General features: G+C 72.2%; 15 protein-coding genes. 10 read left to right on the forward strand and 5 right to left on the reverse strand.

The features are described 5' to 3' along the window. The first annotated feature begins 17 nt into the window (after positions 1-17). Positions 18-494 carry a nucleoside deaminase gene (locus VF289_RS14740; RefSeq protein WP_330884664.1) on the forward strand — a complete coding sequence of 159 codons (477 nt, stop codon included), beginning with the start codon at positions 18-20 and terminating at the stop codon, positions 492-494. 1 nt (position 495) lies between these two features. On the opposite strand, the gene VF289_RS14745 is transcribed toward VF289_RS14740, so the two are convergent. Next, positions 496-2,397: a penicillin-binding transpeptidase domain-containing protein gene (locus VF289_RS14745; RefSeq protein WP_330884665.1), complete on the reverse strand. Its 1,902-nt coding sequence runs from the start codon at positions 2,395-2,397 to the stop codon at positions 496-498. Between the two features lie 30 nt (positions 2,398-2,427). Between VF289_RS14745 and VF289_RS14750 the strand changes: the two genes are divergently transcribed. The 8 genes from VF289_RS14750 to VF289_RS14785 all read left to right on the forward strand — a co-directional run bounded on the left by VF289_RS14750 (position 2,428) and on the right by VF289_RS14785 (position 14,322). Further along, positions 2,428-3,339 (forward strand): PfkB family carbohydrate kinase, encoded by a 912-nt coding sequence (locus VF289_RS14750; protein ID WP_330884666.1) that lies wholly within the window; start codon positions 2,428-2,430, stop codon positions 3,337-3,339. Between the two features lie 79 nt (positions 3,340-3,418). Then, positions 3,419-3,910 (forward strand): glutathione peroxidase, encoded by a 492-nt coding sequence (locus VF289_RS14755; protein ID WP_330884667.1) that lies wholly within the window; start codon positions 3,419-3,421, stop codon positions 3,908-3,910. Between the two features lie 52 nt (positions 3,911-3,962). After that, a complete protein-coding gene (locus tag VF289_RS14760) occupies positions 3,963-5,105 on the forward strand; it encodes an SPFH domain-containing protein (RefSeq protein ID WP_330884668.1) in 1,143 nt (380 codons plus the stop codon). Positions 5,106-5,108: 3 nt separating this feature from the next. Beyond that, positions 5,109-6,575: an arylsulfatase gene (locus VF289_RS14765; RefSeq protein ID WP_330884669.1), complete on the forward strand. Its 1,467-nt coding sequence runs from the start codon at positions 5,109-5,111 to the stop codon at positions 6,573-6,575. Positions 6,576-6,650: 75 nt separating this feature from the next. After that, positions 6,651-7,721 (forward strand): hypothetical protein, encoded by a 1,071-nt coding sequence (locus tag VF289_RS14770; RefSeq protein ID WP_330884670.1) that lies wholly within the window; start codon positions 6,651-6,653, stop codon positions 7,719-7,721. 76 nt (positions 7,722-7,797) lie between these two features. Then, entirely contained in the window at positions 7,798-10,464 is a 2,667-nt protein-coding gene (locus VF289_RS14775) for a PD-(D/E)XK nuclease family protein (RefSeq protein ID WP_330884671.1), read from the forward strand. Beyond that, positions 10,461-13,697, forward strand: coding sequence for a UvrD-helicase domain-containing protein (locus tag VF289_RS14780; RefSeq protein ID WP_330884672.1), 3,237 nt, complete (start codon positions 10,461-10,463; stop codon positions 13,695-13,697). Before VF289_RS14775 ends, VF289_RS14780 begins: the two co-directional genes overlap by 4 nt. Continuing rightward, positions 13,681-14,322, forward strand: coding sequence for a nucleoside/nucleotide kinase family protein (locus tag VF289_RS14785; protein ID WP_414644502.1), 642 nt, complete (start codon positions 13,681-13,683; stop codon positions 14,320-14,322). The genes VF289_RS14780 and VF289_RS14785 overlap by 17 nt, the downstream gene beginning before the upstream one ends. Before the next feature lie 3 nt (positions 14,323-14,325). Here VF289_RS14785 and VF289_RS14790 read toward each other — a convergent pair whose 3' ends face one another. The 4 genes from VF289_RS14790 to VF289_RS14805 all read right to left on the reverse strand — a co-directional run bounded on the left by VF289_RS14790 (position 14,326) and on the right by VF289_RS14805 (position 18,344). Further along, entirely contained in the window at positions 14,326-14,823 is a 498-nt protein-coding gene (locus tag VF289_RS14790) for an FBP domain-containing protein (protein ID WP_330884673.1), read from the reverse strand. A gap of 219 nt (positions 14,824-15,042) precedes the next feature. After that, complete coding sequence (locus tag VF289_RS14795; RefSeq protein WP_330884674.1) at positions 15,043-15,927, reverse strand: aldo/keto reductase; 885 nt, start codon at positions 15,925-15,927, stop codon at positions 15,043-15,045. A 41-nt stretch (positions 15,928-15,968) separates the two neighbouring features. After that, on the reverse strand, positions 15,969-16,949 hold the full coding sequence (speB, locus tag VF289_RS14800) for an agmatinase (RefSeq protein WP_330884675.1): 981 nt from the start codon (positions 16,947-16,949) through the stop codon (positions 15,969-15,971). 15 nt (positions 16,950-16,964) lie between these two features. Further along, positions 16,965-18,344, reverse strand: a complete 1,380-nt coding sequence (locus tag VF289_RS14805; protein ID WP_330884676.1) for an MFS transporter — start codon at positions 18,342-18,344, stop codon at positions 16,965-16,967. A 173-nt stretch (positions 18,345-18,517) separates the two neighbouring features. Here VF289_RS14805 and VF289_RS14810 point away from each other — a divergent pair, with 173 nt between their 5' ends. Continuing rightward, positions 18,518-20,011 (forward strand): PucR family transcriptional regulator, encoded by a 1,494-nt coding sequence (locus VF289_RS14810; RefSeq protein WP_330884677.1) that lies wholly within the window; start codon positions 18,518-18,520, stop codon positions 20,009-20,011. Positions 20,012-20,014 lie beyond the last annotated feature (3 nt).

The raw sequence follows: 20,014 nt of genomic DNA on the forward strand, positions 1-20,014 counted from the left end.
GGGAAGCATCAGCAGGTATGAGCTCCCCTGACGAGTCAGCGCCCCTGCACCGCGCCGTCGAGCTGGCCACCGCCAACGTCGCCGCCGGAGGCGGCCCCTTCGGCGCCGTGGTCGTCACGGCCGACGGCCGACAGCATGAAGGTGCCAATCGGGTCACCGCCCTCCAGGATCCGACCGCCCATGCCGAGGTGCAGGCGATCCGTGCGGCATGCCGCCGGGCCGGCACCCATGAGCTGCGCGGCGCGATCCTCTACGCGAGCTGCGAGCCGTGCCCGATGTGCCTGGCCTCCGCGCTGTGGGCACGCATCGAGCGGATCGTGTTCGCCGCCGGGCGGGACGACGCCGCCCGCGCCGGCTTCGACGACGCGGCGTTCTACGAGTACTTCGAGTCCCCGGCCCACCGCGGGATGCTGCCCACGGTGCAGCACCGGGGCGCGGACGCGATCGCGCCGTTCGAGGCCTGGCGCGTGCACGAGGCGCGCACCGAGTACTGACTCAGGCGCCCTCGAGCACCTCGCGCGCGATCGGCCCGGCGGTGACCGAGCCGTAGCTGCCGTCCTCGACGAAGACCGCGACCACCAGGTCGCCCTGGGCCACGATCACCCAGGAGTGGAGCGCCAGCTCGCCGTTCTCGTCCGTCCACTCCGCGGTGCCGGTCTTGCCGATCACCGGCTCGCCGGGCAGGTCCGCGAAGTCGTCGAGGCTGCCCTCGGTGACCACGCCGCGCAGCAACCCCTGCATCTGCGCGGTCTCCTCCGCGGTGAGCGGGGTGGGCACCTCCGGGGTGACGGGCTCCTGATCGGCGAGGATCCGCGGGGCGACGGTCGCGCCCTGCTGGACGCTCGCGAGCACGGTCGCCATCGCGAGCGGGGAGGTGAGCACCCGGCCCTGCCCCATCATCGCCGCCGCGTGCTCGGTGCCGGTGTCCTCGGGATCGACCGAGCCCATGAAGGCATCGAGCCCCGTCGGCGCCTCCTGCCCGATGCCCAGCGTGGTCGCGGCATCGGCGAGCGCCGGCTGATCCACGGTCTCGTGCTGCAGCAGCAGAGCGGTGTTGCAGGAGTGGGCGATCACGGAGCGCAGCGGCATCGTCCCGAACAGGGAGGGATCCATCGAGTCCGCGTTCTTGAAGCTGCGGCCCGCGACGGAGGCGGTCTCGGGGCACTCGAGCTCGGTGTCCGGGGTGACCCCGGCGCGCAGCAGCGAGAGCGCGGTGACCGCCTTGAAGGTCGATCCCGGGGCGTACCGGCCGACGAGACCCACGGGGTAGGACTGGCCCGTCGGCCCGAGGGCGGCGGCGAGCACGTCCCCGGTCGAGGGCTGCAGCGCGATCACGGCCGACGGGGAGTCCTCCTCGGCGATCGCGGCGGTGGCGAGGTCCTGCAGCGAGCGGTCGAGCGTGATGGGCACCGCGGTGCCGTTCGTCGGCTCGACGCGATGCAGGGAGCGGTGCTCCTCGGTCTCCTCGTCGGCGGCGCGGACCTCGACACCCGCCGCGCCGAGGATCTCCGCTTCCGCCGCCGCGATCACGCCGCCGGTGGCGACGAGGTCCCCGGCCTCGAGCTCGCCGTCGGACTCCTCGATGTCCTCGGCGCTGGCCTCCTGCAGGGAGCCGAGGATCCCGGGAGCATAGTCCCGCTGGGCGGCGAGGGGGCGGGTGCCGTCCACGGCGAGGTAGCCGGTGATCTGCTCCGCCTCCCCGAGCGGGTAGCCGCCGGTCGCCTCCTCGCGCAGGGTCAGCGCCGCGACGAAGGCCTCCGGCCCGGCCTCGGCGACGCGCTGGGCGTAGCGGTCGGCATCGATGCCGAGCAGCCCCGCGAGCTCCCGCGCGGCGGCGTCCAGCTCGTCCTCCTCCAGCTGCGTCCGATCCAGGCCGATCGTGGTCACCGGCAGGTCGCTGAAGAGCACGTCCCCGTCGCGATCCGTGATGCTGCCGATCTCCGGCTCGAGCGGTGCGAGCTCAAGGTGCTCGGTCGCGGTGAGGTCCGGGGCGTAGGCGGCGGGATCGAGCTGGGCAACCCAGCCGTCCTCCCCGCGGTGCAGGCTCGCCTCGGTGGTGTACTCCCAGGTCCCGGCATCCTCCGGGAGGGTCCAACTCCAGGCGAGGTCGACGGTGCGGGCGCCGTCCTCCGCGCTGCCGGGATCGGTGAGCTCCACGCTCGGTGCGGCCCCGGCCTCGAGCAGCGGGCCGAGGATCCGTTCATGCATCTCCGCGTCGGCCCCGGCGGGGACCTCCCCGGCGCTCAGCGCGGCGGCCAGCTCCTCCGCCTCCTGCTCCCCGGAGCCGAAACGGTCCCGCCACAGCAGACCCCCGGCCACCAGGGCGGCGATCGCGAGCGCGGCGACGAGGGCGAGGAGCGGGCCGCGACGACGCGGGGCGGCTGGGGCGTGGGCCATGGCGCCATCCTGCCACCTAGACTCGGGCACATGCCCAGAGTGCTCCACACCGCCCAGGCGCTCGTCGACGTGATCCTGGAGATCGACGCCCTGCCGCAGCGCGGCGGGAACACCAATGTGCGCCGCGAGCAGAAGTACGCCGGCGGCGCCGTGACCACGCTGATCGCAGCCGCCCGCACCGGGGCGGAGGCCGTGCACGGCGGGGCGCACGGCACCGGACCGTACGGCGACCTGCTTCGGGCGGCGCTCGTGCGGGACGGCGTGGCCCTCTCCGACGCACCGCGGCCGGACACCGACTCCGGGTACTGCGCGGTGCTGCTGGAGCCGTCGGCCGAACGGACGTTCCTCACCGTGTACGGGGCCGAACGGGAGATCACGGCAGAGTCCCTCGCGACCCTCGACCCTGTGGCCGGCGACCTCGTGTGCGTCTCCGGGTACAGCCTGTTCGAGCCGACGCGGGCGCCGCTGCTGGAGTTCCTCGAGTCGCTGCCGGCAGGGGTGGACGTGGTGCTGGATCCGGGCGATCCCTTCGCGGACTTCCCGCCCGAGGTGCAGCAGCGGGTGCTCGCGCGCACCACCGTGTGGACCTCGAACGCGGACGAGGCACGGGCGCTGACAGATCTCGACGCCCTCGAGGACACCCCGGAGGCGATCCGTCGACGGCTCGCCCCCGGCGCCGTGGTCATCGTGCGCGACGGCGACCGCGGCTGCCTGGTCTTCCACCACGGCCGCGGCACCGAGATCCCCTCCTTCCCGCAGACCCCGGTGGACACCAACGGCGCCGGCGACACCCACACCGGGGTGCTGCTGGCCGAGCGGGCCCTCGGCGCCGACTGGGAATCCGCCGCGACCCGTGCGAACGCCGCCGCCGCGATCGCCGTGACCCGCCGCGGCACCGAGAGCGCCCCCACCCGCGACGAGGTGGACGCGTTCCTCTCCTGAGACCGGAGGTCCCGGCCTACGGTCAGCGAGCGGACCTACGATGGAGGCGCACGTCACCCTCGACCCGAGTCAGGAGACCATGGCCGACTCGACCTTCCACGACTTCTCCGCGCTCACCATCGACGGCGAGCGGCGCGAGATGGGCGACTACCGCGGGCGTCTGGTCCTCGTCGTCAACACCGCCACCCAGTGCGCCTTCACCCCCCAGCTGACCGCCCTGCAGGAGCTGCACGACAGCTATGCCGAGCACGGCTTCACGGTGCTCGGATTCCCCTCGGACCAGTTCCGCCAGGACCCCGGCACCGATGCGGAGACCAAGGAGACCTGCACCTCCACCTACGACGTGCGCTTCCCGCTGTTCTCCAAGATCGACGTCAACGGGCCCACCGCCCATCCGCTGTGGAAGTGGATGTGCACGCAGAAGGCGGGCGTGATCGGCGGGCGCATCGCCTGGAACTTCACGAAGTTCCTCATCGACGGCGAGGGGAAGGTGCTGCGCCGCTACGCCCCGCCCGTGCCGCCGGTGCGGATCGCCCGCCGGATCGAGAGCGAGCTGGGACTGCGGCCCTGAGGGGTTGGTAGCGTAGGTCACAGACTTCTCACCGCATAGAAAGGGGGATCCCATGGAAGGCGTCATCCTCGTCCTCGTCCTGGGTCTCGGCCTGCTCATCTTCCTCGTGATCGTCGCAGCGCTGCTGTTCGGCGGCCTGCGCACCTCGCTGATGTTCACGGTGCACACCCAGGAAGCCGTCATCGTGGAGCGATTCGGCAAGTTCCGCCGGGTCGCGCAGGCCGGGCTGAACTTCAAGACCCCGTTCATCGACAACACCACCAAGCCGGTCTCGCTGCGCGTGCAGCAGCTCGAGGTGAACATCGAGTCCAAGACCAAGGACAACGTGTTCGTCACGGTCCCCGTCGCGGTCCAGTACCGGATCCGCGAGGAGCAGGTCGTCGATGCGTACTACAAGCTGTCCAACCCCGAGGCGCAGATCCGCTCCTATGTGTTCGACACCGTCCGTTCCGCGCTGTCCGGCCTCGAGCTGGACCAGGCCTTCGAGTCCAAGGACGACATCGCCCGCAGCGTCGAGAACACGCTCTCGGAGCGCATGCGCGAGTTCGGCTTCAACATCATCAACACCCTGGTCCAGGACATCTCCCCCGACCAGCGGGTGCGCGATTCGATGAACTCCATCAACGCCGCCCAGCGCGACCGGGTCGCGGCCCAGTCCCTCGCCGAGGCGGACAAGATCAAGCGCGTCACCCAGGCGGAGGCCGAGGCCGAGTCCAAGCGCCTCCAGGGCGAGGGCGTCGCCGCGCAGCGGAAGGCGATCGCTCTCGGCATCGCCGAGCAGTACGAGATGCTGCGCAAGGTGGGCATCGAGAACTCCGCCGAGCAGCTGCTGCTGATGACGCAGTACTTCGACACCATGCAGGACGTGGCCCGGAACTCCCGCTCCAACGTGCTGTACCTGCCCAGCAACCCCGGCGCCGTCGGCTCCATGGGCGACGAGATCCGCACCGCGATGCTGCAGTCGCAGGCCGCACAGGAGGCCAGCAGGGACGCCGATGCGGATGATGTCGAGAACCGTCGGCGCGCGACCGACGACCAGCGCCGGCAGCAGGAGCAGGCACGGGCCGCACGAGCCCGCGAGCAGGCGGGCGATCGTGCGCGGGAGGCGCAGCGCCAGGCCCAGCAGGCACCGGAGGGCTACCCGGGCGGGAACGTCCCGCCGTGGACGCACCCGGGCAGCGCGAACCAGGGCTGAGCGGTGATCGACCGCCCCCATGTCGTCCTCGTCTGCGTGGACGAGATGCGGGCCGACGCGATGGGCGTCGCCGGCAACGAGGCGATCGACACCCCGAACCTCGACGACCTCGCGCGGGGCGGGTACCACTTCACCCGCGCCTACTCGGCGACGCCCACCTGCGTGCCCGCACGGGTCGCGATGTTTACCGGGCAGTCCCCGGAGCGGCACGGGCGATACGGGTACCGCGAGGGGATCTCCTTCCCGGACGCCTACCCCGTGACCCTGCAGTCCACCCTCGGCGCCGCCGGGTACCAGACCTTCGGCGTCGGCAAGATGCACGTGTTCCCGGACCGGGCGCGCTGCGGCTTCGACGAGGTGCTGCTGCACGACGGCTTCCTGCACACCTCGCGCCGGCTCAGCCGGGGCCCGTCAGCACAGATCGACGACTACGTGGAGTTCCTGCGTCGCGAGACCGGCGACCCGCGTGCCGACTACCAGGAGACCGGGATCGGCTGCAACGCCATGACGGCGCGGCCCTGGGAGCGGGAGGAACGGCTGCACCCCACCCGCTGGGTGGCCGACGAATCCTTCCGGTTCCTCGAACGCCGCGATCCGACCAGGCCCTTCTTCCTGTACATGTCCTTCCATCGGCCGCACGCGCCGTTCGATCCGCCCCAGTGGCTGTGGGACAAGTACCGCGAGCGGGAGTTCGGGGAGCGGGCGATGGGCGACTGGGTGGCGCGCTTCGACGAGCACCGTCGGGACTTCGAGTCCGAGTCCGAGTTCGGGGCGCAGAAGGAGTCCACCCACCAGCAGGTCCGGGCCGGGTACTACGGCTCGATCGAGTTCATCGACCTGCAGCTGAACCGGCTGAAGGAGACGCTCTCGGACCAGGGCCTGCTGGAGGACACGGTGATCGTGTTCGTCTCCGATCACGGCGACATGATGGGCGACCACGACATGTACCGGAAGTCCGTGGGCTACGAAGGCTCCGCGCGGGTGCCGCTGGCGGTGCACGTGCCGCCGCGCTGGCGCGAGGGCTGGGGCGAGCCCGGCGAGGTCGATTCCCTCGCGGAGCTGCGGGATCTGATGCCGACGGTGCTGGGGCTCGCCGTAGTGCCGGTGCCGGAGGGCGTGGACGGCATCAGCCTGAGGCCCGGCGGTCCGGTGAGGGAGCACCTGCATGGCGAGCACCTGATCAGCTCGCTCGGCCGGCACTCGATGCAGTGGATCCGCTCGGAGCGCTTCAAGTACCTGTGGTTCTCCGGTGACGGGCACGAGCAGCTGTTCGATCTCGACGCGGATCCGCACGAGGAGCATGACCTCTCGGGCACCCCCGAGGTCGCCGACGAGCTCGCGCGGCACCGCGCGCTGCTGGTGGAGGCTCTGACCGGCCGTGAGGAGGGCTTCGTCCGGGACGGCGCACTCGTCCCGGGCCGGGAGGTGCGGTCCGAGGCGTCGTGGGTGCGGGAGTTCGCGCGGCTGTGATCTCCACCGAAAGTCGCACCGGGCCGATCCGGCGGGCTGATCCCGCAGGGTCGGCCTGTGCGCTGGAGTGGAGGCATGACCGCACCGTCCCCCGCCGCACCGTCCCCCACCGCACAGCCTGACGACTACGCCACCGAGAAGCGGCTCGCCCGCACCGCCGCCGTGACCCTGGGCTGGTGGGCGCACGGCGCCGTGCGCCTGCTGCTCGCGGTCGCGATGCTCTACTACGGCGTCGCGAAGCTGGTGCTGGGGCAGTTCGGGGTGACGGACATGGGCGATGCGCTGATCACCCACGGCGAGATGAGCCCGATGGGGACGCTGTGGCGGCTGATGGCCTTCTCCCCGCTGTTCCAGTTCCTGGCCGGCCTCGCCGAGTTCGGTGCCGGTCTGGCGCTGCTGTGGCGGCGCTCGGTGGCCCTGGGCGCCACCATCGCGGCCGGCTCGATGTCGCTGGTCCTGGTGCTGAACATCGGCTACGACGTGCCGGTCAAGCAGATCGCGACCGCCCTGCTGGTGATGTCGCTGCTGGTGCTGATCCCGTGGCTGCCGCGCCTGACGGCGGCGTTCCTCGGCCGTGGCCCGATCGGCCGCGGTCCGCTGCCCACCCTGGTGCCCTGGCGACCGCTGGCACGGATCACGCAGATCGCCGGCCCGCTCGCCGCGCTGGTCCTGGTGGGACTCGTGGGCTGGGGCGTGAGCTCCCTGTATCCCGAGCGGAGCGTCGACGAGACCGCACCGGCCGGGGTATGGACCGTGCAGGAGGACGCCGCCGCACCGGCGGAACAGCTCAGCGAGGACACCCGCTGGAGCGCGCTCGCCTTCGGCGAGGTCGAGTACGACGGACGCGCCGCGGTCCAGCTGCGCCGGGCCGACGGACAGCTGCTGACCGGGACCTATGTGCGCACCGACGAGGGCACGATCGAGCTGTCGCTGAAGCCGCCGCGCGAGCAGGGGCAGACGCTCCAGGAGCACTCCGCCCTCGAGCCCGCCGAGCTCACGCTGCGGATCCAGGAGCAGGCGGACGGCACGCTCCACCTCACCGGCGAGGGACAGGACCTGGTGCTCGCTCCCGACGAGTCCGCGATGGTGCTCTACGAGCGCGGGTTCAGCTGGGGCGTGCGGCCGGACGACCCCTTCAACCGCTGACCGGACGTCAGCCCGCTCCCCTACAGTGGGGTCGCGGCCCCACCGGGCCCGCCACCTGCGACGGAGGAGCGACGGCATGCGGATCGAGTTCGGCTGGTCCCTCGACGGCGCCTCCTGGGCCGATGCCGCCTCGGGCGGGGCGTCCGGGCAGGTGCGGAGCGGCCCGCGGGGCCTGGTGCAGCTGCTGCAGACCCGCCTCGCGCTCACCCGGCCGGGCGTGGCACCAGCGGTGAGGATCGCCCAGTACGCCCAGGCGATCGCCGCCGCGGACCATGCCTGGGTGCGTGACTCGTTCACCGTGGATCCCTGGGCGACCGCGACCACGATGCTGGCCTGGCGCGATGCGGCAGTGACGGCGGGTGCGCGACTGGAGGGCATGACGGGGCTGCCCGATCGCGTGGACGCGCTGTGCGCGATCGAGGCCGCGGCGGAGCTGTCCCCGGGCCCTGGGGAGGACCTGCAGGAGATCGTGGATCTGCTCGCGACCACCTCATGGCCGCTCGGGATCGCTGAGATCCGATGCCAGGAGGAGCCGACGCATCTGCCGGGACTGTGGCCACGGCTGTTCGCTCTGCTCGCCGAATCGGGCGTCGCGGTGACCGCTGCGGAGGACCAGGAGGGACGGCCCGAGCTCATGCTGCTCGAGGCCGAGGACGAGTGGACCGCGGCCGAGACCGCCGCACGACTGCTCGCCGGACGCGAGGGCCTGCATGTCCTGGCGACCGAGGACACGGTGCTGCTCGACCAGGAGCTCCACCGCCGCGGACGCGCCGCGCTCGGTGTGGCCGGGGCCTCCGCCGACCGTACGAGCCTGCAGATCCTGCCCCTGTTCCTCTCGATCGCGATCGCCCCGGTGGACGTCCAGCAGCTCGGCGCCTTCCTCGACCTGCGCGTGCTCGACGCACCGGAGGCGGACCGCGAACCGATCGGCCTGGTGCCCGTGCGGGTGCGTCGACGGCTCCTGGACGCGCTCGCGGCCGAGCCCGGCACCGGAGGCGCCGCCTGGCAGTCGACGATCGCCGAGCTCTCCGCCGACCCCGAGTCACAGGAGATCGCCCGGGAGATCTCCGCACTGGTCAGCGACCCGATCGCGCCGAGTCAGGTCACTCCGGCACGGCTTCGGGCCGCCACGGAGTGGCTCGGCGATCGACTGCGCCGGCTCGGGCAGGACGATCAGGGCCTGCTGCGGGCGAGCGCGCATCTGGCGACCTTCCTCGCGGTGCTCGAGACCCTCGGGGAGGATGCTCTGCTCAGCGCGCGCGAGCTCTCCCAGATCGTCGAGGCCGCCGGCAGCCGCGCCGCCTCCCCCTTCGCGCGCCCCGAGGCGACCGGTGCCTGGACCCTGTGCACCCGGCCCGCGCAGCTGCGCGCCGACGGCGGGGACGTGCTGTGGTGGGGCGCCGATCGGAAGGACGCCGCAACCGGCGTGACCTGGGACGCCGTCGAGGTCGCGGCGCTCGAACAGCTCGGCGGGCAGCTGCTCGATCCTGCCGCGCTGGCTTCGCTCGAGACCGAGGCGGGACTGCGCGCGCTGCGCGGGGCCGGGCGCCTGATCGTGGTCCGAACGCGCAGCCGCGCCGAGAAGGCGACCGCACCGCACTCCCTGCTCGCGCACCTCGCCGCGGAGCGCGCCGCTGACGGCGAGAGCGTCGCCCGCGTCCTCGCACGGTTCCGACGGGATCCGCGGGAGGCGATCGACGGGACGCAGTGGCAGCTCGCGGGGGCACAGCGGGCGGTGGCGGTGCCGGAGGCGGAGGAGATCCCGCCGCTGCCGGAGGACCTGACCAGGACCTCAGCGCCGGCACCGCATCTGCTGCCCACCAGGCTCAGCTACTCGCAGGCGGAGAACCTGCTGGGCTGCCGGCAGAAGTGGACCTATCGCACCGGGCTCGGGATCCGACCGGCATCGGTCGCCTCGGTGCCGAGCGGCAACCAGATGATCGGCACGCTCGTCCATGCGGTGGTCGAGCAGCTGGTGACCGCACGCGAGGAGCGCGCAGGCGCGCCGTCGGCCGACGAGATCGAGCAGATGCTCGACGCGCTGGTCCCACAGCTCGCCTCCGAGCTGCTGCTCCCGGGGCGCGAGGTCGAGCTGACCACCATGCGCGAGACCGCCGTGCGCTCGCTCCTGGAGTTCTTCGACCGGCTCGGCGCTGCCGGGCTCGTGGTCACCGCGGTCGAGTCCCGCTTCGAGGAGCCGCTGACCCTGCACCTGGAGCGAGGGGACGTGGAGATCCCCTTCATGGGGTTCCGCGACGTGCTCGCCGAGGACGCCGCCGGGGCACCCACCGTGATCGACCTGAAGTGGACCGCCGCGGCGAAGAAGCACCCCGAGCTGTTCGACTCCGGGGAGGCGCTGCAGCTGGCCTCCTATGCCTGGTCGCTGCACGATCCGCGCACTGACGTCGGCTACTTCCTGCTCAAGCAGGGCGAGTTCGTCTCCGCGAACCCGATGCTCGATCCCCATGGCCGGCCCGCGCTGGATGTCGAGGCGGCGTGGGAGACCACGGTCTCCGGCGTCACCGCGGCGCTGGAGGCGATCGGCGAGGGCACCGTCTCCGCGGAGTCGGGACAGATCCTGGTGGACGCCGGCCAGGGCCTCGGCACCCCTCGCGAGGCGGCGAAGAAGACCTATTCCGCGGCGCAGGAGACGGCGCGGGCGAGCGGCGGGATCGTGGTCGATGCCCGCTGCGACTACTGCGAGTTCTCCCTCCTGTGCGGACTGCGAGGCGATGCATCATGAGCTTCACCCTGATCAACGCGTCGGCCGGCTCCGGCAAGACGCACACCCTGACCACCCTGCTCGCCGAGCGCCTCGGTGCGGGGATCGACCCCTCACAGGTCATCGCCACCACCTTCACGGTCAAGGCTGCGGACGAGCTCTCCCAGCGGGTGCGCTCCACGCTGCTGGACCGTCGGCAGGTCGAGGCGGCACGCGGCATCGACAGCGCCCTGATCAGCACCGTGAACTCGGTCGCGGGGCGCCTGGTGACCGAGTACGCCCTCGATGCCGGCATCTCCCCGCAGGTGCGGGTGCTGGACGAAGCCACCCAGAAGACCGCCTTCGCTGCGGCGATCGACCGCACCGCCGCCGCGGCCGGGGTGCGCTGGGCAGGGATGCTCTCCCGCATGGAGCACGACGGCGACGAGAACGACACCGGCTACGCCCAGAAGCAGGCCTGGCGGGGCAGGGTCCGTGCCGTCGCGGACGCCGCGCGCACCAACCAGCTCGACGCCTCAGCGCTGCGTGCGGCGGCGCCCGTGTCCTGGGAGGAGCTGCGGGACTCCGCACAGCTCCCCGAGCCCGGCGAGGACCTGCGCGGGCGCTGGCTGCATGAGCTGGGGCGCCTGCTCGACGGCTTCGCGGAGGACATCGGGGCCTCCGTCGACGCCTCCGGTGAGGGGATCTCCGGCGGACCGATCGCGAAGGGCAGCGTCGGCAAGGCGCAGCGCGACCTCGTCGCATTGCGACGGCTCGAGAGGAGCCTCGCAGAACGGGAGCGGGTCCCCTGGTCGAGCTGGCTGCGGATCGCACGCGGCGCCTGGGGCGCTCCGGCGAAGAAGGTGCTCGCGCCGCTCGCCGAGGGGGTCGAGGACGACGTCGCCCGGAACCCCGCCTGGCAGCAGGACCTGCGCGACCTCATCACCCTGGTGCTCGACGTGGCGGCCGGCTCCCTCGACGCCTACGAGACCTACAAGCGCGAGCTCGGACTGATCGACTTCATCGACCAGGAGGTGCGGGCGCTGAGACTGCTGCAGAGCTCCGAACGGGTGCGCGCCTCCATCGCCTCGAGGTTCCGCCTGCTCGCGGTCGACGAGTTCCAGGACACCTCCCCCGTGCAGCTCGCCCTCTTCCTCGAGCTCTCCCAGCTCATCGAGGAGAAGATCTGGGTGGGCGACCCCAAGCAGGCGATCTACGGGTTCCGCGACGCGGACCCCTCGCTGATGAAGAACATCATCGCTGCGCTCGAGGCCGGAGGCACCGTCTTCGGCACCGGTGAGGTCATGAACCTCTCCCATTCCTGGCGCTCGCAGGAACGGCTCGTGGAGTTCTCCAACGCTGTGTTCGCCCCCGTCTTCGCGCCCGACGGGACGGAGCTCGACCGCGTGCGGCTCGCGATCCCGGAGCAGCGCCGCGATATCGCCGCAGGGGGCGTGCTCGAGGTGTGGGAGGCGACGAAGAACGATCGGCGCGCTGTCTCCGCCCAGAAGCACGCCATGATGATCGCCGAGCAGATCCGGACCCGGATCGCCGAGGGGGTCCTCACCCCCGGCTCGACAGCGGTGCTCGTGCGCAGCAACGTCCAGCGCGCCGCCGTGGTCGCCGCCCTCCAGGAGCGCGGGGTGCCCACGGCGGGCGCCGCCCATCCGCTGCTCGCCACCCGCGAGGCGCAGATGGTGCGCGCCGCCCTCGCGGTGACCCTCGACAGCTCGGACACCCTCGCGCTGACCGAGCTGGTGACGCTGCTGAGCGACCACGGGGCGCACGGGACGTGGTTCTCCCAGCTGATGGCCGCGCCGGACCGCGAGGGGCGCCGGGCCGTGTTCGCCGACTGGTGGGAGGACGAGGCGCTCAGCGGGCTGCGGGTGGTGCGCCGCACCTGCATCGGCTTCACCCCGGAGGAGATGATCAGCGCCCTGATCGATGCCCTGGACCTCCCGCAGAGGATCAAGCGCTGGAGCGAGCAGGGTTCCCGTCGCCGCTCCCTGGACGCGCTGCGGGCGATGGCGCGGGAGACCACCGAGCGGCGCCGCGCGGAGGGCTCCCCCGTCACCCTCACCGGCCTGCGGGCCGAGCTCGATGCCTGGACCGAGGGACCGGACCTGTCCGCCCTGCCCGAGGCGGTGTGGGTGGGCACGGTCCACGGCGCGAAGGGTCTGGAATGGGATCACGTGATCTCCTACCTCGGCGCACCGCCCAAGGAGCGCGACCATTCCAGCGGCGTGCTCGTCATCTCGCCCGAGGAGCTCGACGTCACCGCCCCGCTCGCCGGACGGAGCCTGCGCTTCTGGCCGAAGATCGCCGCCCCTGCGCAGGTCGCCGAGCGCCTCGCCGCCTCGAGCTTCGCGACCCGTCGACGCGACGCCGAGGCCGAGGAGTCCGGGCGCCTGCACTACGTCGCCCTCACGCGGGCTGCCCGCACCTCGGTGCTCGCCGTGCCCGGCGCCGCGACCGTGCTCGACACCCTCGTCCCGACGCCTCCGCTGGTGCGCTGGCGTGACGAGGAACTGCTCGTGCACGGCACCGAGCAGCCGCTGCCGGCACGCGTGACCAGGGTGAACGTGGACGACCTGGCCGAGCAGATGCCGGTGCGGCTGACTGCGACGACCGATCCGCTCGCGGTCAGCGATGTGCCGCTGCATGCACCCTCGCGCGGCGCGACGGGCGCCTCGGCCCGGTTCCAGGCCTCCGCGGTCGGATCCTCCGAAGGGCTCGGCACGGTCCACCAGCCGCGGAGCATCGGGCCGATGCTCGTGACCGGCGGCGGCCCGCAATGGGAGCGCGTCGGCGAGGCGGTGCACGCCTACCTGGCGCTGCCGCTGGCGCAGCTCACGGAGGTGCAGCGGGCCGCGGCGGCGCAGCGGCTGCTGGAGCGCTGGACCGTGACCCGCACCGTCGACGCACAGGTGCTGCTCGGCGCCGGCGACGCCTGGGCCCGTTTCCTCGCCGAGGAGTTCCCCGGCGCCGAGGAGCTCACCGAACAGCCGATCACCTGGTGGAACGAGGACGATCAGGTGATGGAGGGCTGGATCGACACCCTGCTGCGTCTCCCCTCCGGCGAGATCGTGCTGGTGGACCACAAGTCCTATCCCGGGCAGGAGCCGGTGGACCATGTGCGCCGGAAGTATCTGGGGCAGATGGCGACCTACTCCCGCGCGCTGGCCGCCGCGGGGCGGGCACCGGACCGGATCCTGATGCACCTGCCGCTGCGCGGCGAGGTCATCGAGGTGACGCTGCATGAGCATGCACTCTGAGCACGCCGTCGACGCCGCCCGGGCGCTGCTGGATGAGGCGCTGCGCTCCGGCTCGCGGCGTCTGCTGGGGATCGCGGGGGCGCCCGGGGCGGGGAAGTCGACGCTCACGGCGCTGCTCGCCGAGCAGCTGCCGGCGGGATCCTGCGCCGTGGTGCCGATGGACGGCTTCCATCTGGCGGATGTCGCGCTGGAGCGGCTGGGACGGGCGGAGCGCAAGGGCGCACCGGACACCTTCGACGCCGCGGGGTATGTCGCGCTGCTGCAGCGGCTGCGGACCGCCCGGCCGACGGATCCGCCCGTGTGGGCGCCGATGTTCGCACGGGACCTCGAGCAGGGGCTCGCGGGCGCGATCGAGGTGGGCGCCGAGGTGCCGCTCGTGCTCACCGAGGGGAACTACCTGCTGTGCGAGGAGGGACCGTGGGCGCAGGTGGGTGCGCTGCTCGATGCGCGCTGGTTCGTCGAGGTCCCCGAGGAGCTGCGCCACCAGCGGCTGATCGCGCGGCACGAGCGCTTCGGGAAGTCACCGCGAGCGGCCCGGGACTGGGCGCTGGGACCGGACGAGGACAATGCTCGCCGGGTCGCCGCCACCCGATCCCGGGCCGATGCGGTCGTCACCCTGCCGTGACGGTCAGCCTGCTCTGACCGCGCGGACGAAGCGCGAGGAGCGCTCCTGCAGGCCGGCGATCTTCTGCTCCTGGTGGTACGCGAGCAGGGCGGGGTCCTCGGAGCGCAGCTCGTAGGAGGACGGCGCCCGGCGCACATTGCGCGAGCAGCGCAGATCGGCGCAGATCGAGGTGCCGATGGTGTTGCCTCGTCTGCCGGAGTCACCGCCGAGCGGCGCGACGAAGAGCGCGGCGTGATTGCCGTCGACGATGTCCTCGCACCAGGAGCACAGCAGCTTCTTCGCCGGCGGCCGCTCCGCGCCGCGCAGCATGACGGTCGCGACCTCGCCGTCGAGCTCGAGGCTCACGTAGTGCAGCTTGGGACGCTTGGCGTCCTGCCAGCCCAGCAGGTCCAGGCGGTCCCAGTCGACGGCGTCGAGGTCGGGCAGCTGGGCCCGCTTGGCGTCGCCCTTGCTGGCGTTGACGAAGGAGCTGCGGATCAGGGAATCGGTCAGGGGGATCATGGGGTCCTCACGGAAGGCGCGTCGCGGCGCCCCGTCCGGAACGGGCTCGCTGCGCGCAGGGGAGATGGTGGATGCGGGTGTGACGAGGTCACGCCGAGCAGGCCCCGTGGGCCGCCCCGCTTCCTGCAGGCGTGATGCGCATGCTGTCTCCCTGTGCCGTCGTGGACCCGGCCACGCTACGCCTCCGCGCCCGGATCCGCCACGGGATTCCCCTCACTCTCAGGCGAGGATCCGGTCCAGCTCCTCGCGCTCCTCCGCCGTGAGCTCGAGGTCCAGCGCGCCGGCGGAGTCGGTGATCGACTCGGGGCGGCTCGCGCCCGGGATCGGGATGACGTGCTCGCCCAGCGCCATCTCCCAGGCGAGGACGACCTGCTGGGGGCTCACGCCATGGGCCTCGGCGATCCGCTGGATCTGCCCGAACCGCTCCCCCACCGCGGCCGCGCCGCCGCCGGTCCCGCCGAGCGGTGACCAGGGGACGAAGGCGATGCCGTGCTCGCCGCAGTGCCGCAGCTCGTTCCGGCTGGTGTGGAAGAAGGTCGGCGAGAACTCGTTCTGGACCGCCGCGAGCCCGCCCTCGCCGAGCACGTCGCGGGCCACGTCGATCTCCTCGACGTTCGCGTTCGAGATGCCGATCTCCCGGATCAGGCCCTCCTGCTGGAAGGTGGCGAGCGCCTCGACCCCCTCGGCGTAGCGGATGCTGCGGTCGGGACGGTGCCAGTAGTAGAGATCCACCGAGTCCTGGCCGAGGGCGGTCAGGGACTTCTCGAGCGCGGAGCGGAGGTAGGCGGCGGAGCCGTCGCGGCCACCGCCCTCGGCCGAGCGGGTGATGCCGCCCTTGGTGGCGACGACGGCCTGTGAGCGGTCACCCTCCCAGCTGCGCAGCGCCTCGCCCACGAACTTCTCGTTGTGGCCCATGGTGTCCCAGCTCGGGGCGTAGATGTCGGCCGTGTCCAGGAGGGTGACGCCGGCGTCGAGGGCGGCGTGGATCGTGGCCATGGCGCGGTCGTGAGGGGCGGGCTCGCCGCGTCCCATCGACAGGGGCATGGCGCCCAGGCCCAGGGCGGAGACGGTCAGGGAGCCGATGCGGCGGGTGGGTGCAGTCATGCTGGTAAGCGTATGCCGCGAGCGGCGGTCCTGCCAGGGGGTCAGCCGGCCGTACGACCGAGGGCCTGGTTCGTCATGAGCGCGACGATGTCGTACACGACGGTCGCCGCGGCGACGGTGGTGACCTCGGCGTGGTCATAGGCCGGCGCCACCTCCACCACGTCCGCGCCGACCAGGTTCAGCCCGTCCAGGCGCCGCAGCAGCGCGAGCAGCTCGCGGCTGGAGAGGCCGCCCGCCTCCGGGGTCCCCGTGCCCGGCGCGAAGGCGGGATCGAGCACGTCGATGTCGAGGGAGAGGTAGACGGGAGTGTCTCCGACGCGCTCCTTCACCTGGGCGACGGCCGCGTCGATCCCCATCCGGTCGAGGTCGCTGCAGCGGATGGCCTTGAACCCGAAGTCCCGATCCTGCCGGAGGTCGATCCGGTCGTAGATGGGGCCGCGGATGCCCAGGTGGATCGATTTGTCCTCCGCGAGCAGGCCCTCCTCGAAGCAGCGGCGGAACACCGTGCCGTGGGTCAGCGGGGTCGAGAAGTAGGTGTCCCAGGTGTCGAGGTGGGCGTCGAAGTGCACGAGGGCCACCGGGCCGTGCTTCGCGACCGCGCTCCGTATCAGCGGATAGGCGATGGTGTGATCGCCGCCGATGCCGATGAGGCGCCGCTCCGGGGCATCGCCGCGCACGTCCAGCGCCACCTTCTCCACCTGGGCCATCGCGTCCGTGATGCTGAACGGGGTGCAGGCCACGTCCCCGGCGTCGACCACCTGGAGCTCGCCGAAGGGGGCCACGTCCAGCTCGACGTGGAAGGCGGGGCGGAGGTGGCGGGAGGAGGTGCGCACCTGCAGCGGGCCGAAGCGGGCGCCGGGTCGGTACGAGGTGCCGCCGTCGAAGGGGACGCCCAGGACGGCGATGTCGTAGTCGGCGACCTGGTCGATGCGCGGGATCCTGGCGAAGGTCGATTCGCCGGCGAAGCGGGGGACGATCGTGCCGTCGACGGGGCCGACGGGGTCGGGGACTCGGATGCTCATGGGAGGCGCTCCTTCTCAGAGGGTGGGTTCGGTGGAGGCGAGACGAGGACGGCCGGAGGCCGTCGCAGGCGCTGATGACTCGGCGCCGTCGCTCGTCTCGTGGAGGGCGCGACCGGCCGTCTCCTCGCCCCAGACCAGGGTCACGACGAGGCCGACGACGCTCACCGCCGCACCGGCCAGGAGCACGTACGCGATGCCATGGGCGAGCAGGAGCGGCATGAGGTAGACGGCGATCGCGGCGCCGATGCGGCTCGCGGCGGTGCCGATGCCGACGGCCGTGGCCCGGACCTGGGTGGGGAAGAGCTCGTTGGGCACCACGACCTCGAGGAAGTTCGAGGAGCCCGACAGGAAGGCGAACAGACAGATCGCCACGAAGATCGCCATCATCGGCAGTCCCGGCACCAGCCCGGCCATCCCCCAGATCACGGCGATGCCGGCGAAGGAATAGATCAGGAGTGCCTTTCGCCCGATCCGGTCGACGAGCAGCAGCCCGGGGATGCCTCCGAGGACGAACAGCGCGGCCAGGAACACCTCGGCGCCGTTGCCCTCGAGGCCCACGGTCGCGAGCACGTCGAAGGAGAACGAGTAGATCGAGAGCATCGGGATGACCTGGCACATCCAGAACAGGCAGACGAAGATCAGCCGGCCCCGGTACGGGGCACGGAACAGGGTTCCCAGCGAGACGCGGCCCGCGCTCTCCTCGTGGCCGAGGTCGGCGCTCGAGTATCCCGACCCGTAGACCTTCCGGATCGCGGCGTCGGCCTCCTGGACCCTTCCCTTGCTGAGCAGCCAGCGCGGGGACTCTGGAGTGCCGAGGCGGAAGAGGAGGGTGACGATCGCGAAGACCGCGGTGCTCGCGAGCATCCATCGCCAGGCCTCGTCCCCGAAGGCCGCCGTGCAGGCGATCGCGACGATCGGCGCCAGCGTCGCGCCGACGGCCCAGACCACGAAGGTCGCGCCGAGCATCTTGCCGCGATGCCTGCGGGGCAGGTACTCCGCGAGGAGGGAGGTGGCGATCGGATAATCCGCCCCGATGGCGACGCCGATCGCGAAGCGGAGCAGGACGATCTGCCACACGTCGCCGGCCCAGAAGGTGAGGACCGAGAAGAGGGCGAGGGCGAGGAGGTCGATGATGTACATGGCGTGGCGGCCCACCTTGTCGGTGACCCAGCCGAACAGCGCACCGCCCACGAAGATGCCCACCAGGGCGGCGGCGGCGATGAGCCCCTTGTCCGCGGCGCTCACCTCGAATGCGGTCCCCATGCTGGCGTAGGTGAACCCGATCATCGCGATCGCGTAGCCGTCGATCAGCGGGCCGCCCGAGGAGTAGGCGGTGAGCTTCTTGTGGAACGAGGTGAGCGGCGCATCGTCGATCACGCCTGATGAGCTGGTCATCGGAGCCTCCTGGGGACGAGCCGGGTGAGAGGGGGCACTCGGCTGGATGCATCGATCATGCGCCTCCGACCGCGCGCAGCGCGCCGTGCATCCGTATGAGGCAGCTGCACCGATATCGTGCGAATGCACGAACGGGCCCGGAGCGGGCGGACGAGAGGCGGCGGACGATGGTCATGTCGGTGCGCGAGCTGATGGAGATCCCCCACCTGACCCTGAGGCTCCACGCGGGTGCGCCCGGGCTGGACCGCGCGATCACCTGGACCCACACCACGGATCTCCCCCAGCCCTGGCGCTGGCTCTCCCACGGCGAGCTGATGATGACCAACGGGATGAGCTTCCCCGCCGGGGCCGCGGAGCAGGTTGAGCTGCTCGACCGTCTGTCCGACGTGGGCGTCGGCGCGCTCGCGATCGGCGAGGAGATGTACTGTCCCCCGCTCACCCGCGCCTTCGACGACGCCGCGGACCGCCTCGGCATCCCGGTGCTGTGGATCCGCTACCCGATGCCCTTCGCCGCGATCTCGCGCACCGTCGCGGAGTCGGTACAGCCCGAGCAGTCCCTGCGGATCAGCCGCACCGCCCGGCTCTACGAGGCGATCCGTCGCACCCCCGGCACGGACATCGACCGCTCCCACACCCGGCGCACCCTGATCTCCGTCCTGGGCAGCGATGTGGACGTCTGCGACGTCCATTCCGGTCGCGCCTACTTCCCCCACGACGACCAGCCGCCGGAGGAGGTGACCCGCGCGATCCGCGGCCCAGTCGGGCTGCTCTCCTCCGGCAACCGGCTCGCACCCCTGTCCGGCGGAAGGGTCCTGCACATCGTCCCCGTCCCCACCCAGTCCGCCGCCGTGCTCGCCGTGATCAGCCGCTCCGAGACGCCCCCGGACACGCTGCTGCTGCAGCACGCCGCGACGGTGGCGGCCCTCGAGCTCTCCCAGGCGCATCTCGAGCTCGGCAACCGTCAGCGCATCCACGGCGAGCTCGCCGCCGCGGTCCTGGACGCGGGCGTCCGCCGCCAGGGCGCCGCCCGGGAGCTCGGAGAGCTCGGGCTGGATCCCGCGCGCTCCCTGGTCGCCGCAGTCGCCTGCGAGGACGAGGAGCGGCTGCGCACGCTCCCCGTGAGCCTGTGGCGGGCGCGGATCCCCTACGCGATGACCCTGCGCGCCGGCTCGCCCGTCCTCATCCTCCCGCAGCGGCCTCATGCGCTCCGGGTGCTCACCGATGCGCTGGGCCGGGCCGGTCGGACCGGTCTCAGCCGCCCGGTGCGGCGCGGCTCCCGGTACGCCGAGAGCGCCCAGGAGGCGGCCTGGGCGCTGGGCATGGCTCGGCGCAGCGGGTCCACGAGCGTCCGCTACGGCTCGATGAGCCCGGATCTCGGGCCGACGGACCGGGCGGACGCCCGGGCGCTCGTGGAGCATCGGCTCGGGCCGGTGCTCCGGCACGATGCGGAGCAGGACGGATCGCTCATGGAGACCCTCGAGGCGTTCCTCGAGCACCGTCGTTCCTGGCAGAGGACGGCGGAGGCGCTGCAGCTCCACCGCCAGACCGTGCACTACCGGATCCGCCGCATCGAGGGTCTGCTCGACGTCGACCTCCACGAGAGCGGCGACCTGGCCCAGGTGTGGCTCGCGCTCCAGGCGAGGCGCTCGCTCGACGGTATGCCCTGACCG

The sequence above is a fragment of the Brachybacterium sp. genome, from assembly GCF_036379615.1.
GTDB lineage: Bacteria > Actinomycetota > Actinomycetes > Actinomycetales > Dermabacteraceae > Brachybacterium.

Excerpts from the sequence above, each read along its gene's own strand:
- VF289_RS14740 (WP_330884664.1), top strand. The coding sequence starts at position 18 with ATGAGCTCCCCTGACGAGTCAGCGCCCCTGCACCGCGCCGTCGAGCTG.
- VF289_RS14745 (WP_330884665.1), bottom strand. The coding sequence starts at position 2,397 with ATGGCCCACGCCCCAGCCGCCCCGCGTCGTCGCGGCCCGCTCCTCGCC.
- VF289_RS14750 (WP_330884666.1), top strand. The coding sequence starts at position 2,428 with ATGCCCAGAGTGCTCCACACCGCCCAGGCGCTCGTCGACGTGATCCTG.
- VF289_RS14755 (WP_330884667.1), top strand. The coding sequence starts at position 3,419 with ATGGCCGACTCGACCTTCCACGACTTCTCCGCGCTCACCATCGACGGC.
- VF289_RS14760 (WP_330884668.1), top strand. The coding sequence starts at position 3,963 with ATGGAAGGCGTCATCCTCGTCCTCGTCCTGGGTCTCGGCCTGCTCATC.
- VF289_RS14770 (WP_330884670.1), top strand. The coding sequence starts at position 6,651 with ATGACCGCACCGTCCCCCGCCGCACCGTCCCCCACCGCACAGCCTGAC.
- VF289_RS14775 (WP_330884671.1), top strand. The coding sequence starts at position 7,798 with ATGCGGATCGAGTTCGGCTGGTCCCTCGACGGCGCCTCCTGGGCCGAT.
- VF289_RS14780 (WP_330884672.1), top strand. The coding sequence starts at position 10,461 with ATGAGCTTCACCCTGATCAACGCGTCGGCCGGCTCCGGCAAGACGCAC.
- VF289_RS14785 (WP_414644502.1), top strand. The coding sequence starts at position 13,681 with ATGAGCATGCACTCTGAGCACGCCGTCGACGCCGCCCGGGCGCTGCTG.
- VF289_RS14790 (WP_330884673.1), bottom strand. The coding sequence starts at position 14,823 with ATGATCCCCCTGACCGATTCCCTGATCCGCAGCTCCTTCGTCAACGCC.
- VF289_RS14795 (WP_330884674.1), bottom strand. The coding sequence starts at position 15,927 with ATGACTGCACCCACCCGCCGCATCGGCTCCCTGACCGTCTCCGCCCTG.
- speB (WP_330884675.1), bottom strand. The coding sequence starts at position 16,949 with ATGAGCATCCGAGTCCCCGACCCCGTCGGCCCCGTCGACGGCACGATC.
- VF289_RS14805 (WP_330884676.1), bottom strand. The coding sequence starts at position 18,344 with ATGACCAGCTCATCAGGCGTGATCGACGATGCGCCGCTCACCTCGTTC.
- VF289_RS14810 (WP_330884677.1), top strand. The coding sequence starts at position 18,518 with ATGTCGGTGCGCGAGCTGATGGAGATCCCCCACCTGACCCTGAGGCTC.